Annotated in this window: 14 protein-coding genes and 1 tRNA gene; 5 read left to right on the top strand and 10 right to left on the bottom strand. The window is 65.4% G+C overall.

What is annotated here, in order from left to right; all coding sequences use genetic code 11:
• Window positions 1-21: 21 nt before the first annotated feature.
• On the bottom strand, window positions 22-1,518 hold the full coding sequence (locus ADJ79_RS03810) for a helicase HerA-like C-terminal domain-containing protein (protein ID WP_050714862.1): 1,497 nt from the start codon (window positions 1,516-1,518) through the stop codon (window positions 22-24).
• A 113-nt stretch (window positions 1,519-1,631) separates the two neighbouring features.
• Between ADJ79_RS03810 and ADJ79_RS03805 the strand changes: the two genes are divergently transcribed.
• The 4 genes from ADJ79_RS03805 to purD all read left to right on the top strand — a co-directional run bounded on the left by ADJ79_RS03805 (window position 1,632) and on the right by purD (window position 4,610).
• A complete protein-coding gene (locus tag ADJ79_RS03805) occupies window positions 1,632-2,357 on the top strand; it encodes a YebC/PmpR family DNA-binding transcriptional regulator (RefSeq protein ID WP_050714861.1) in 726 nt (241 codons plus the stop codon).
• Between the two features lie 104 nt (window positions 2,358-2,461).
• Entirely contained in the window at window positions 2,462-3,034 is a 573-nt protein-coding gene (locus ADJ79_RS03800; protein ID WP_050714860.1) for a hypothetical protein, read from the top strand.
• Window positions 3,031-3,309, top strand: coding sequence for a hypothetical protein (locus ADJ79_RS03795; protein WP_050714859.1), 279 nt, complete (start codon window positions 3,031-3,033; stop codon window positions 3,307-3,309). The genes ADJ79_RS03800 and ADJ79_RS03795 overlap by 4 nt, the downstream gene beginning before the upstream one ends.
• Window positions 3,306-4,610 (top strand): phosphoribosylamine--glycine ligase, encoded by a 1,305-nt coding sequence (gene purD, locus ADJ79_RS03790; protein ID WP_050714858.1) that lies wholly within the window; start codon window positions 3,306-3,308, stop codon window positions 4,608-4,610. The genes ADJ79_RS03795 and purD overlap by 4 nt, the downstream gene beginning before the upstream one ends.
• Before the next feature lie 271 nt (window positions 4,611-4,881).
• Here the strand turns inward: purD and ADJ79_RS03785 are convergent, their stop codons facing one another.
• From ADJ79_RS03785 to efp, 5 genes are all read right to left on the bottom strand, one after another.
• Window positions 4,882-5,889 carry a L,D-transpeptidase family protein gene (locus ADJ79_RS03785; protein ID WP_050714857.1) on the bottom strand — a complete coding sequence of 336 codons (1,008 nt, stop codon included), beginning with the start codon at window positions 5,887-5,889 and terminating at the stop codon, window positions 4,882-4,884.
• Between the two features lie 2 nt (window positions 5,890-5,891).
• Complete coding sequence (gene glmU, locus ADJ79_RS03780; protein ID WP_050714856.1) at window positions 5,892-7,325, bottom strand: bifunctional UDP-N-acetylglucosamine diphosphorylase/glucosamine-1-phosphate N-acetyltransferase GlmU; 1,434 nt, start codon at window positions 7,323-7,325, stop codon at window positions 5,892-5,894.
• A gap of 71 nt (window positions 7,326-7,396) precedes the next feature.
• Window positions 7,397-7,473: transfer RNA gene (locus tag ADJ79_RS03775), tRNA-Pro, on the bottom strand.
• A gap of 44 nt (window positions 7,474-7,517) precedes the next feature.
• Window positions 7,518-8,372 carry a TIGR00730 family Rossman fold protein gene (locus tag ADJ79_RS03770; protein WP_050716383.1) on the bottom strand — a complete coding sequence of 285 codons (855 nt, stop codon included), beginning with the start codon at window positions 8,370-8,372 and terminating at the stop codon, window positions 7,518-7,520.
• A 132-nt stretch (window positions 8,373-8,504) separates the two neighbouring features.
• The gene (efp, locus tag ADJ79_RS03765) at window positions 8,505-9,059 is read right to left on the bottom strand and encodes an elongation factor P (protein WP_050714855.1); all 555 of its coding nucleotides are present in this window, start codon (window positions 9,057-9,059) and stop codon (window positions 8,505-8,507) included.
• A 222-nt stretch (window positions 9,060-9,281) separates the two neighbouring features.
• Between efp and ADJ79_RS03760 the strand changes: the two genes are divergently transcribed.
• Window positions 9,282-10,298, top strand: a complete 1,017-nt coding sequence (locus tag ADJ79_RS03760; protein ID WP_050714854.1) for a cell division protein ZipA C-terminal FtsZ-binding domain-containing protein — start codon at window positions 9,282-9,284, stop codon at window positions 10,296-10,298.
• Between the two features lie 323 nt (window positions 10,299-10,621).
• Here the strand turns inward: ADJ79_RS03760 and ADJ79_RS03755 are convergent, their stop codons facing one another.
• The 4 genes from ADJ79_RS03755 to ADJ79_RS03740 form a co-directional block, all read right to left on the bottom strand.
• Window positions 10,622-11,905 carry a hypothetical protein gene (locus ADJ79_RS03755; RefSeq protein WP_050714853.1) on the bottom strand — a complete coding sequence of 428 codons (1,284 nt, stop codon included), beginning with the start codon at window positions 11,903-11,905 and terminating at the stop codon, window positions 10,622-10,624.
• Window positions 11,906-11,918: 13 nt separating this feature from the next.
• Complete coding sequence (locus tag ADJ79_RS03750) at window positions 11,919-12,683, bottom strand: TIGR02391 family protein (protein WP_253273863.1); 765 nt, start codon at window positions 12,681-12,683, stop codon at window positions 11,919-11,921.
• 76 nt (window positions 12,684-12,759) lie between these two features.
• Window positions 12,760-13,062: a DNA-binding transcriptional regulator gene (locus ADJ79_RS03745; RefSeq protein WP_050714851.1), complete on the bottom strand. Its 303-nt coding sequence runs from the start codon at window positions 13,060-13,062 to the stop codon at window positions 12,760-12,762.
• Window positions 13,046-13,429, bottom strand: a complete 384-nt coding sequence (locus tag ADJ79_RS03740; protein ID WP_050716382.1) for a type II toxin-antitoxin system RelE/ParE family toxin — start codon at window positions 13,427-13,429, stop codon at window positions 13,046-13,048. Before ADJ79_RS03740 ends, ADJ79_RS03745 begins: the two co-directional genes overlap by 17 nt.
• Window positions 13,430-13,499 lie beyond the last annotated feature (70 nt).

The raw sequence follows: 13,499 nt of genomic DNA, 5'->3' as shown, positions 1-13,499 counted from the left end.
ATGCCGCCCGGCTCCGGCCCCTCACTTGCGGCCCATCATGCTGCCCAGCACGCCGCGCAGGATTTGGCGGCCCAGGTTGTTGCCGACGGTGCGGGTGGTGGATTTGATGAGGGTTTGCACCAGCCCGTCGTGTTTGCCGCCGCGCGGGCCGGTGGTGCCAAAGAGCAGGTCGCGCGCCATGCCCATCAGGCCGCCGCCGGCCTGGCCGTCTGCTGCGCCGCCTGCCGCTGCTGCCGTCTGGCCTGCGCGGGCCTTGAGCACTTCGTAGGCGGATTCGCGGTCTACGGCTTTTTCGTAGTGGCCTGCGACCAGGGAGTTTTGCAGCAGCGCCTGGCGTTCGGCTTCGGTGGCGGGGCCGATGCGGCTGGCGGGCGGGATGACGAAGGCGCGCTGGGTGATGCCGGGGCGGCCTTTTTCATCGAGCAGGCTGATGAGCGCTTCGCCTACGGCCAGGCTGGTGATGGCGCTTTCCACGTCAAGCGCGGGGTTGGCGCGCATGGTTTGCGCGGTGGCCTTGACGGCTTTCTGGTCGCGCGGGGTGAAGGCGCGCAGGGCGTGCTGCACGCGGTTGCCCAGCTGGGCGAGCACGGTGTCGGGCACGTCCATCGGGTTTTGGGTGACGAAGTACACGCCCACGCCTTTGCTGCGCACCAGGCGCACGACGAGTTCTATGCGCTCCAGCAGGGCTTTGGGTGCGTCGGCAAAGAGCAGGTGGGCTTCGTCGAAGAAGAAGACCATCTTCGGCTTTTCGGGGTCGCCTATTTCGGGCAGGCGCTCGAACAGCTCGGAGAGCAGCCACAGCAAGAAGGTGGCGTACAGGCGCGGGGCCTGCATGAGTTTGTCGGCGATGAGGATATTGACGATGCCCTGGCCGCCTTCTGCGGTTTGCATCATGTCGTCGATGTCGAGCATGGGTTCGCCGAAGAAGCCGTCGCCGCCCTGGCTTTCGATCTGGAGCAGCGCGCGCTGGATGGCGCCGATGCTGGCGCTGCTGATGTTGCCGTAGGCGGTGGTGAATTGCTTGGCGTTGTCGCCCACGTGCTGGAGCATGGCGCGCAGGTCTTTGGCGTCGAGCAGGAGCAGGCCGCTGTCGTCGGCAATCTTGAAGACGATGTTGAGCACGCCCGCTTGCGTGTCGTTCAGGCCCAGCATGCGGCCCAGCAGCAGCGGCCCCATGTCTGAAATGGTGGCGCGCACGGGGTGGCCTTGCGCGCCGAACACGTCCCAGAGCGTGACGGGGCAGGCGCGCCCTTCCGGCACGGGCAGGCCGCGCTCTTCCAGGGTGGCGGCCAGCTTGCCTTCGATATGGCCGCTTTGGCTGATGCCGGTGAGATCGCCCTTCACATCGGCCAGGAACACGGGCACGCCCATGTGGCTGAACGATTCGGCCAGTTTTTGCAGCGTGACGGTTTTGCCCGTGCCGGTGGCGCCGGTGATCAGGCCGTGGCGGTTGGCCATGCCGGGCAGCAGAAAACACGATTCGCCGCCGTGCCGGGCAAGCAGGATGGGGTCGGCCATGAAAAGGGTTCCTTCCGAGGGGTGAAAGAGGGAAAAAGGCCCGTGAAAAGTGGGCGAAACGTAGAATCAGCGCGGATTTTCATGGATTCTTTTGACTGCGAAGGACTTGGTTTATGGCTGGCCACAGCAAATGGGCAAATATTCAGCACCGCAAGGGGCGGCAGGACGAAAAACGCCAGCGCGTGTGGACGCGCGTGGTGCGCGAGATCATGGTGGCCGCGCGCACGGGCGGGGGCGATCCGAATGCCAATCCGCGCCTGCGCCTGGCCATAGACAAGGCCAAGGCGGCCAACATGCCTGCCGACACCATCAAGCGCAACATTGACAAGGCCACGGGCAACCTGGAAGGCGTGAGCTACGAGGAAATCCGCTACGAGGGCTACGGCATCGGCGGCGCGGCCATCATCGTGGACGCCATGACCGACAACCGCGTGCGCACCGTGGCCGATGTGCGCCATGTCTTTTCCAAGTACGGCGGCAACATGGGTTCCGAAGGTTCGGTGGCCTTTCAGTTCAAGCACTGCGGCCAGCTCATCTTCGCGCCCGGCACGAGCGAGGAAAAGGTGATGGAGGCCGCGCTGGAAGCAGGCGCTGAAGACGTGATCACCGGCGAAGACGGCGCCATTGAAGTCATCACCGCCCCCGGCGACTTTGAAGCCGTGAAAAACGCGCTGGAAGCCGCCGGCCTCAAGCCCGAAATCGCCGAAGTGACCATGCGCGCCGAAAACACCATCGAGCTGGGCGGCGAAGAAGCGGCCAAGATGCAAAAGCTGCTGGACATGCTGGAAGACCTGGACGACGTGCAAGACGTGTTTCACAACGCCGAGCTGGACTTTTGAACACGCTCTTTGGTTCTTTTTTGCTCCTGATTCAATAGCTTGAGGTCCCCGTCAATCCAGCGGCCAACGCCTTTTCACACCCCCTGAATTTGCTCCTTTTTTCAATGTCAGACCGCCCGCCCGCCCCTCACGCCAGCGCCCGTACACAAGCCGCCCGCACACAAGCCGCCTGCACTCTGGCTGCGCCGTTGCTGGCCGCGCTGTGGCTGGCCGCAGGCAGCGCCCAGGCCGCCAGCGGCGCGGGTGCGGCAGGCAAGGCACTGGATGCACTGCTGGCCCAGGGCAACCTGGCGTTTGACAACCTCGCCGCCGCCTGCCAGACGGCCGCGCCCGGCATGGCTTCCACCTGGCAGGCGCAAGCGCCCGCCGTGCGGCAAAAGCTCACACAGGCCGCGCACATGGCTTTTGTGAACGTGCCGGAACTCCAGCGCCCCTTGAGCCGCTCGCCGCATGACGAAACGCGCCAGACGCTCCAGCGCGCCGCCAGCCAGATGAAGCAGGCCGCTCCGCTGGCGCTCGTCACGGGCCAGCCGTTTTGCCAGTCCATGCTCAATCAGGTGCAGCAGGCCGACGTGGCGGCGCTGGCGCGCCACATGCGGCAAAACTACGAGCGCATCCGCCAGCAGGTGCGCGCCCAGTTGCTGCCCCACAAGCGAAGAAAGGCTGCTTCCTCATGACTCCCGCCCGCTCCGCTGCCACTGCCGCCGCAAGCCTCGCGGCGCTGGCCGTCCTGCTGCTGACTGCCTGCGGCGGCGACGTATCGTGGTGCGGCAGCAGCGGGCGCGATGGCGGGCACGTTGCCATTGGCTACAACACCGACCCGCCCCACTGCCCGCAGCCCAGGCGCGAAGAAGTCAAAGAAGCCAGCCTGGCTGCGCTGACGGCGGGCCTGCGCATCTCCGCCGCCCCCCTTTCTCCCACACCCGAACCCACCTCCGAATCCGCTCCATGAAAGTTCTCGTTATTGGCTCCGGCGGCCGCGAACACGCGCTGGCCTGGCGGCTGGCCCGCTCGCCCAAAGTGCAACAGGTCTATGTGGCCCCCGGCAACGGCGGCACCGCCAGCGCGCCGGAGCTGAAAAACGTGCCCATCACCAATCTGGCCGAACTGCGCGAATGGGCGCAGGCCGAAAAAATCGGCCTCACGGTCGTTGGCCCCGAGCAGCCCCTGGCCGCCGGCGTGGTCGATGACTTTCGCGCCCACGGCCTGCGCATCTTCGGCCCCACCAAAGCCGCCGCGCAGCTGGAAAGCTCCAAGGCTTTCAGCAAAGACTTCATGCAGCGCCACGGCATTCCCACCGCCGCCTACGAGACTTTCACGGATGCCGCCGCCGCCCGCGCCTACGTTGAAAAAACGGGCGCGCCCATCGTCGTCAAGGCCGACGGCCTGGCTGCGGGCAAAGGCGTGGTCGTGGCCGCCACCAAGGAAGAAGCCTTTGCCGCCATTGACGACATGCTCGGCGGCAACACCCTCGGCGTGGCGCACAACGCGGGCGCTGACGGCCAGGCCGTGCCCCGCGTGGTCATCGAAGAATGCCTGCAAGGCGAAGAAGCCAGCTTCATCGTTTTGTGCGACGGCAAAAACGTCATTCCCCTTGCCACCAGCCAGGACCACAAGCGCCTGAAAGACGGCGACCAAGGCCCCAACACCGGCGGCATGGGCGCGTATTCGCCCGCCCCCGTCGTCACGCCCGACGTGCACGCCCGCGCCATGCGCGACATCATCCTGCCCACCGTGCGCGGCATGGACAAGGACGGCATCTCCTACACCGGCTTTCTGTATGCCGGCCTGATGATCGACGCGCAAGGCCGCCCCAAAACGCTGGAATTCAACTGCCGCATGGGCGACCCCGAAACCCAGCCCATCATGCTGCGCCTCAAATCCGACCTGCTTGAAGTGCTGCTGGCCGCCACTTCCGGCAAGCTGGGCGAAGTGCAGCTCGAATGGGACCGCCGCCCGGCCCTGGGCGTGGTGATGGCCGCCGCCGGCTACCCGCTTGCGCCCAAGAAGGGCGACCTCATCACCGGCCTGCCCAAGCCGCAGGACGACGCCGTCGTCTTCCACGCCGGCACCACGCTGGACGAGAGCGGCCAGCTCAAAACCTCCGGCGGCCGCGTGCTCTGCGCCACCGCCCTGGCCGACTCCCTCAAGCAAGCCCAGGCCCGCGCCTACGACCTGGCCCGCGCCATCCACTTCGACGGCGCGCAATACCGCCGCGACATCGGCTACCGCGCCCTCAAGTCCGGCAGCTGACCCGTGCCAGCCGCGCGTTGCCAGTCTTTGAATCTGAAGTGGCGCGGCCTCGCAACAAAGTCATGACGGCCTTGAAAAAGGCCGTTTTTCTGGCGAGGCCAGAAGCCCGTGCGGGCCTGCCAGAAAGCAACAAAAACAGGAGCGAATTCAGGGCGTTAAAAATGCCGCTTCGCGCAATATCCACTAGGACATCATGCTATGAATGAAGGAGCGGAAATGGTGCGCTGCGCCCGGCTCTCCGTGCATTCCCGGCCGCTCCTTGCGCAGGCATTCAAAGCTTCCAGGCGGCCAGGTGCAGATCGCCCACGGCGGGCAAGTCGCTGAGAACGAGGGTGCTGCCGGGCGTGATGCGCGCGCGCAGGCGCTGGCTGAAGGCGGCGTCAGACGGCAGCACGGTCTGCCACAGGGTGGCGTCAGCCGCATTGCCGCTTTGGCCGGGCGCTTGCCAGTGGCCTGGGGGCTGCCAGCTCAAGGGCGCTGCAGCGAGCGGCAGAGCTTGCTGGCGCGCGCCGGGCGGCAGGGGCGCGGCGGCGGCCACCTGGCCCGCCTCCAGCACGAACAGGCGCTGCTGGGGCAGGCTGGCGAGCAGCGCCAGGGGCGGAGCGGCCAGGCTGGCGGGCGCGCCTGTCAAAAGGCTGGCGGAAACCGGGCTGGCGGAAACCGGCGCTGCGCTGGCGGCGGCTTCTCTCCACCATGCCGTGGCGGCGAGCATTTCAGGCTGTAGCAGGGGGCGGCCCAGCGGGTCGATGGGGGCCAGGGTGGTGAAAGCGTCGGCAGGCTGGTTGAGCACGGCCACGGTGTCGCCCAGCGAGAGCGCGCCGAAAAGCTGCGGCGCGAAGCTGACGGGCAGGCGGATGCAACCGTGCGAGGCGGGAAAGCCCGGCAGCGCGCCGGAGTGAAAGGCGATGCCGCTCCAGGTCAGCCGCACCATCCACGGCATGGGGGCGTTGCCGTAGGTGCTGGAGCGGTGAAAGCGCCGCTTTTCCAGCACCTGAAAGCGCCCGGTGGGCGTGCCATAGCCGCGCTTGCCCGTGCTCACGCTGGTGTAGCCAATGGCGATGCCGTTGCGGTAAATCTGCGCGTGCTGCGTGTACAGATTGACAACGGCGACCACAGGGCCGGCGGGCGAGAGTTCCGGCAGCCAGAAAGACCGGCCCGGCGCGATGGGGTAGGCGCTGCGGCGTTTGCGCTGGCTGCGGGCTTGCGCGCGCGCCAGCGGAGCGGCAGCGGCCAGCGCGAACGCGGCGGCCTGCAACCAGCGGCGGCGGGGCAGCGGCATGGTCAGCCTTTGGACGGCTTGGCGGGGCGCTGCCAGCCGGGCAGGCTGCTTTGGCGGCCGCGCGCAATGGCCAGCGCGCCGGGGGCGGTGTCTTGGGTGATGACCGAGCCGGCCGCCACGGTGCCGCCCGCGCCCAGGGTGACGGGGGCCACGAGCACGCAGTTGCTGCCCACGTGCACGTCTGCCCCGATGGTGGTGCGGTGCTTGCGGGCGCCGTCGTAATTGGCGGTGATGCTGCCTGCGCCGTAGTTCACGCGCTCGCCCACAGTGGCGTCGCCCAGATAGGCCAGGTGGTTGGCCTTGGCGCCTGGGGCGAGGGTGGAATTCTTGACTTCGACGAAGTTGCCAATGTGCACGTCAGCGCCCAGCTGCGCGCCGGGGCGCAGGCGGGCGTAGGGGCCAACCAGCGCGCCAGCGCCCACGCGCACGCCTTGCGGCGCGCCGCCGTCAATGTGGGTGAAGGGGTGAATGCGCGCGCCCGCTTCGATGCAGGCATTGGCGATGACGCAGTGCGCGCCGATGCGCACGCCGTCGCCCAGGCTGACATGGCCTTCAAACAGGCAGCCGATGTCGATTTCCACGTCTTGCCCGCATTCGAGCGTGCCGCGCACGTCCAGGCGGGCGGGGTCGGCCAGGCGCACGCCTTGCGCCATCAGGGCATCGGCCATGCGGCGCTGGGCTTCGCGCTCCAGCGCGGCCAGCTGGGCGGGGCTGTTGACGCCCGCCACCTGGGCGGCATCTGCCGTTTTGAGGGCCGTAACGGCTTCGCCCGCCGCCACGGCGTGACGCACCACGTCGGTCAGATAGAACTCCTGCTGGGCGTTGTCGCTGGACAGCAGCGGCAGCAGGCGGCGCAGCAGGGCCGTGGGCGCAGCCATGATGCCGCTGTAGCACTCGCGCACGGCCAGCTGGGCGGGCGTGGCGTCTTTTTGCTCCACGATGGCCTGCACGCTTTCGCCGCTGCGGATGACGCGGCCATAGCCCGTGGGGTCTTCAAAGTCAATGGTGAGCAGCGCCAGCCGCCGGCCGCCGCACGCCTGGGCCAGCGCGCCCAGCGTGGCGGGCTGAATGAGCGGCACATCGCCCGAGAGAATGAGGGTGATGCCGCCGTCATCCAGCAAGGGTAGGGCCTGCTGCGCGGCATGCCCCGTGCCCAGCTGCGGCTGCTGCAAGGCGGTGAGGCACTGCATGGCGCCCGCCCGCTGGTTTGCCTGCGCGCTGGCCTGCGCGTGCCATTCGGCGCAAAAGGCTTGCACTTCTTGCGCGCCATGCCCCGTGACCACCACGCAGCGGCGCGCGCCCAGCTGTGCGGCTGCATCCAGCACGTGCTCCAGCATGGGCCGCCCGGCCAGGCGCTGGAGCACTTTGGGCAGGCGGCTTTTCATGCGCGTGCCCTTGCCCGCAGCCAGAACGATGATGTCAAGCGGTGTCGTCATTTGCAAAATGTATCAAAAAGGGCGAAAAAAAGCCGCCAAGCGCATGGCTTTGGCGGCTTTGGGTGTGGGGATGGTCGGCGTGGCGGGATTCGAACTCGCGACCCCTTGCACCCCATGCAAGTGCGCTACCAGGCTGCGCTACACGCCGAACAAGCTGCAAAGTATAGCCTGAAATAGCCGGTTGAAGCCGGCCTAGAGGTTGTAGAAACGCCTGATCTGGTTCCAGGCTTCCTGGGGATCGTCCACGGTGCAAAACAGCTCCAGGTCTTCGGGCGAGATGGCGCCTTCTTCGGCCAGCACGTCCAGGTGCAGCAGGCGGCTCCAGTAGTCGCTGCCAAACAGAATGATGGGCACGGGCTGGGCCTTGCGCGTTTGCACGAGGGTGAGCACTTCAAACAACTCGTCCAGCGTGCCAAAGCCGCCCGGAAAGGCCACCATCGCCTTGGCGCGCATCATGAAATGCATCTTGCGCAAGGCGAAGTAGTGGAACTTGAAGGCCAGATGCGGCGAAACATAGGGGTTGGTCGATTGCTCGTGCGGTAGCGTGATGTTCAGCCCCACCGAAGGCGCGCCCATGTCGTGTGCGCCACGGTTGGCCGCTTCCATCACGCCGGGGCCGCCGCCCGTGCAGATGTAAAAGCGCTCGCCGGGCGGCTGCGTCAGGCCGTAGCGCGCGACGAGACGGCCAAACTCGCGCGACTGTTCGTAGTAGCGCGAAGTGCGCACGGCGCGCTCGGCCAGCGTGATGGCCTGGGCGTCGCCCTTCTCGCGTGCGGCTTGCAGGCGGCGGGCGGCTTCGTCCGGCGGCAGAAAACGCGCGCTGCCAAACACGACGATGGTGTGATGCACGTGCGCCTGCTGCATGCCCAGATCGGGTTTGAGCATTTCAAGCTGAAAGCGGATGCCGCGCGCTTCGCGGCGCGAGAGAAATTCGGGGTCGTCAAAAGCCAGGCGGTAGGCCTCGGCCTTGAGCAGATCGTCTTCCGGCAAGGAAGCAATGGCGTTTGAGTGGCGCAAGGCGTCTCTGAGGTCTGGTGTGGATTGCATGGGCGGCGATGGTAAGGGCGCGTCTGCGCGCTGATCGGGCAGCAAAGCGGCCATGCCACCGGCAAGAAAAAAGCCCCTTGCTTTCAGCGGCAAGGGGCTTGGCAAGCGGCGCAAAAGCAGCGCGCAGGCGGCTTACACGCGCTTGCGGTATTCGCCCGTGCGGGTGTCGATTTCAATCTTGTCGCCCTGGTTTACGAACAGCGGCACGGCCACTTCAAAACCGGTTGCAATCTTGGCAGGCTTGAGCACCTTGCCGGAGGTGTCGCCCTTGACGCCAGGCTCCGTCCAGGTGATTTCGCGCACCACGGTGGTGGGCAGCTCCACGGCAATGGCCTTGCCGTCGTAGAACTCCACTTCGCAGGACATGCCGTCTTCCAGGTAGTTCAGCGCGTCGCCCATGTTTTCGGCTTCCACTTCGTACTGGTTGAACTCACCATCCATGAAAACGTACATGGGATCGGCGAAGTAGGAATAGGTGCATTCCTTGTGGTCGAGAATGACCTGTTCCATCTTGTCGTCAGCCTTGAACACGACTTCGGCGCCCATGTTGCCCAGCAGGGCCTTGAGCTTCATGCGCACCGTGGCCGCGCCACGGCCGCCCCGGGCGTATTCGGTCTTGAGGACGATCATCGGATCTTTGCCGTGCATGATGACGTTGCCGGCGCGGATTTCCTGGGCGATTTTCATAGTGAGGCTTTCCAGAGAACGGGCAGGCTTGAACAATGATCCGCCTGCAAACGAACAAAGCCCGCCTGCTAGGCGCGGGCGGGCGGGAAGAAGAAAACGCGCGATTCTAGCCTTGCCAGCCCGTCCTGCCAAACCGCCTCGTCTGCCGCGCTGCATGATGGAAGATGGCGGCGGCAGGCCCGCCCCTAGAATCCGGAAACATCCTCAAGCATTTGAAACCCCATGGACTCTTTGCAAGCTGAGCTGGCCCTTGCGGGCGGCGCGATATTGCTGGGCATCATCGCCTACAACGCCTGGGTGGTGCGCCGCAACACGCCCCGGCAGGCCGAGCGGCTGGAGCCTGAGGGGCCGCCAGAAAGCGGCGAAGCCGCCGACCCCGCGCTGGATGCCGCCAGCCTGCCCGCCGCGCCCCCCGTGCAAGGGCGGCTGGACGAGCGCATCGACAGCATCATTCCAATCGCGCTGGACGCGCCCGTGAGCGGCGAAGAACTCATGGCCCGCCTGCCCGCCACGCACCGCATTGGCAGCAAGCCTTTTGCGATCGAAGCGCACCACCGCATGACCGGCAAGTGGGAGCCGCCCCAGCACGGCTGGCTTTATGACGCCTGCCGCGCTGGCGTGCAGCTGGCCAACCGCGCTGGCGCGCTCACGCAGGTGGAATTTTCCGAATTCGTCATCAAGACGCAGGCCTTCGCCGACGCCATCGGCGGCGCGGCCGACAGCCCCGACATGCTGCAAGAAGTGGCCCGCGCCAAGGAACTGGACAAATTCGCTTCCGAACACGACATGCAGCTCGTGCTGGACCTGCGCGCGCGCGCCACGCCGTGGAGCCTGGGCTTCGTGAACCAGCAGGCCGCCAAACTGGGCTTCGTGGCCGGGGCCGTGGCAGGCCGCATGGTGCTGCCTTCGCCCAAGGCGGGCATGCCGCATCTGGTGGAGCTGAGCTACGACCCGCAAATAGCCCTGTCCGACAACAAAGACAACATCCCCCTGCACCAGATCGCCCTGAGCCTGGATGTGCCCCAGGTCGCGCCGGAAGAAAACGCCTTTGACAGCCTGCTGCAAGCCGCCTCGGCGCTGGCGCAAGCCATGGACGGCATCATCACCGACCCCGCAGGCCATGCGCTCTCGGAGCAGGCCATGTCGGAAATCCGCGCGGGCCTGCGCACCTTCTACAAAGCCCTGGTCAAACACAAGCTGCCCGCAGGCTCGCCCGTGGCGCGGCGGCTGTTCAGCTGAAAGCGCGCCCGCAGCCCGCCCGCCAGCGCGAAAAAAGCGAGCCGGCATGCGCGTGGCCAGGCTGGCGCGGTCAAGCCGGGGCAAGACGCAAAGCAGGGCGCTATTTCGCTCCTCTATCCATAGCATGACGTCCTAGTGGAAACTGCGCGGAGCACTATTTCAACCGCCTTGAATCTGCTCCTGTTTCTGATGCCTTCCGGCCAGCGCGATCCATTCCGGGCGTCTGTTTCGCCAACCCGCCGCAAGCGCCGCGCGCCCACAAAAAAAGGGCGCATAACTCCGCAGGAATGCTTGCCTATCGGCTGACTTCCGACAGAGGATGGTCACGCCTCTTGGCTGGCGGCCGTGTGATTCCGATGCAGGTCCGACACCACTGCGATCAACCTGTTGATCGGTTCGGCCAGCCGCTTTGGCAATACGCGGTGCTGGGTATGGGTTTTCAGGTCGGCGATCCAGCGATGCGCAATCCACACGTCTTCTTCGGGATGGTTGTTGTCGACGCCGTTGCAATATTTGTAGCCAACAAGTGCGTCAGTGTGCGACAGCAGGATGCGCGCCATCGTCATGTGGAAGCGATGGGCCTGGAGATCCGCCGGGCCTTTGGGGCGCGGCAGGGTCAGCCGTAGGCATCGCTGGTCGTTGAACTCACTCCAGTCGGGGCCAACGACCTGTCCCGCGCGTTCCAGCATCTTACGCGACTGTTCGTTCTTGCCATTGACCAGGGCAACGGCGACCGTACCTTTCGGGTGCTCCAGCTTTTCGGCGAGCAGGTTCATCCAGCGCACCAACTTGTTCAAGGTCTCATCGTCGGCAAACACAAGGAACTGATGGCGTTGCTCGTCATCCAGAAACGCCGGCAATTGCGCGTAGAGGGGGTACAGCAGGTCGTGGAGATAGATGTAGGTCTGCCGGCGTCCTTGCTCGTGGCTCCGCGTGGTTGCGGTCAGTACCCGCTGTGCCCACTCGGGCGTGAGTTCGTCCAGTGTCATCTCGGTGATGTCGATGGAGATCAGCGGGAATCCTAGCGACTTTCCGATTAGCGCCTTCCGCCCGTCAAAGGCGTGGCCGAGTTCAATTTCAACGCCGCCCAGCACCATCGGCTCGGCCTGGACCGGCGGCCCGAGCACAGCCACGTCAAGCCGGAATGTGCTGCCGAATGGCGTCTCCAGGGGATGCTCGGTTGCCACCTGGTCGGCGCCGAGCAACAAGTTGCCTTCCAGCGGATAGTCCGACGCATCCGCATCCTTGAACGCCCACGGCATCGCATGCCCGGCATGCAGGCGTCGTGAGAGTTCAGCCGCGACAAGTTCTTTCGCCCGCCGGTGTTCAGGGCTTTCCTGCACGGCGCGCCACCGGCTGGCCTCTTCATCGTCGAAGTGCGCTTTGGGGTTGAAGGTGTGCTGGGTGGGAAGCACCCGGAAATGGGAGCGCCGACGCAACTTCCCACTCTCGAAGGAAGGGCTGACCCACGTCACCATCTGCCGTGATGCGCTGGGAGATACCAGGGGCCACAGCTTGCGCGCATGTTCCCGACTGCGAACGTCGCGCGCGGCGATCGTGGTCTGGAAAATCCCTTTTCGAGAGAAGACAACGATCGCCTCGTCCATTCCTGTCTCTCCCTTACGGCGATACGGCCGCTAATTTCGTGGTGCCATCCAGCTTGCGGTGAATCAGCGATACCAGCGTCAGGATGTCCAGTGCGTCCTGTTCGGACATGGGCCAATTCGTCTTGGGCGCATGGGCCAGCGGATTGCGCACGGCACCAAATAGGCCGATCAGCAAGTTGGCAAAGCCTTTCTGCTCGCTCTTTTCGGACTCGGTGGTGAGCGGTCCCAAGGCGAGAACGGGTTGCTGGCCTGCGAATGCCTTGTTCACCAAGTCCGCGCCATCGCCGTTCAGGCCCGACAACAGGCGAATCCGCTCCGCAACACCTTTCGTTGCCTCGAACACGGCATGGAAGTAGTTTTCGTCCACCAACTCGGCGCGGCAGTAGTTCAGCACTTCCGCATGGACGACGCGGCTTTCCAGCGCGGCCTTGAGTCGTCCCGCGCGGGCGCGAGCGGCATCAAGCGTCGTGGCCTTGTCGGCGTACCCGACCTTGCCGTCGTCGCGCACGTAGAAACCGGAGAAGGCAAGGACGACATTGAGTTCGTCGCGCCGCCAGGCGAACGTCGCGGGATCGCGGGCGTAGTTCACCGGGTTCATCGCGCGGTTGATGAACATGATGAGATGGTTGCCAATCTGGTGCTGGTTTTGTGCGTCGGCCAACGCATTGAACAACCGCTTCCACTTGGCGGTGCCGGGCGATGTGTCGGCAACCTCGATTTCCTTCAGTAGCCGCTCGATCTGTGTGCCGCTCAGACCGCGTTTGGTATCGGCGAGCACGCGGCACGCAGCTTCAAGATGCTGAGAACTGAAAGGGGTAATTCGCGTCGCCAATGCCTGTCTCCCTCGTCAGGCATCAGATGATGGCCTGCAAGCCCTTGTCGGCGATGACGTTGAGCAGCTTGAGGGCCGGCCCCGTGGGATGGGTTTCGCCTTGCTCCCACTTGCGCACGGTCGAGGCCGACGTGTGCAAATGAAGCGCGAACACCGGCTGACTGAACTTCAAGGCTTCGCGCAGGCGTTTGATGTCGACAGCACTGAACTCCCGCACCGGCGGCGGGCAGATCGCGTCGAACTCGCGCATCGTCACCTTGCTGATCGCTCCCGCTTCGTGGAGCGCGGCCAGGTCGCCACGCAGGGATTCAATGATCTTGCTCACAATGCACCTCCAATAACACGCCCGACTGCAACGCCTTAGCCAAAGCCTCGGTGGACAGTTCCAGGAACACCTTGCCGGCGAACTGCAGCGCCTTCTTCTCGTCCTGCGTGATGTTCGCCTTGTCGCTCTTGGGGAACCCGTGCAGGAACACGTAGCGGCTGCCGATCCGGGCCGACAGCAGCGTGCGGTAGCCGCCACTCTTGCCGCCGCCGGGGCGGGCAACCCGCTTCTTGTAGAGGAAGCCGCCCAAGTCCGCGTCAATCAGACCGCTTTCCATCTCCTGAACTGCCTTGCACAAGGCGGCATCGGACAGCTTTTCGCCCGCCTGCCACCGCGCAAAATCCTTTCGCTTGAGGATGTGCGTCATCTCGACCTCCAAACTATACCCGTAACGGGCACACTTTTCAATCCCTTACCGTGGTGCCACCCTGGAAGGG

This window comes from Ottowia sp. oral taxon 894 (genome assembly GCF_001262075.1).
Taxonomy (GTDB): domain Bacteria; phylum Pseudomonadota; class Gammaproteobacteria; order Burkholderiales; family Burkholderiaceae_C; genus Ottowia; species Ottowia massiliensis.
This window is presented reverse-complemented; position numbering and strand designations above follow the sequence as displayed.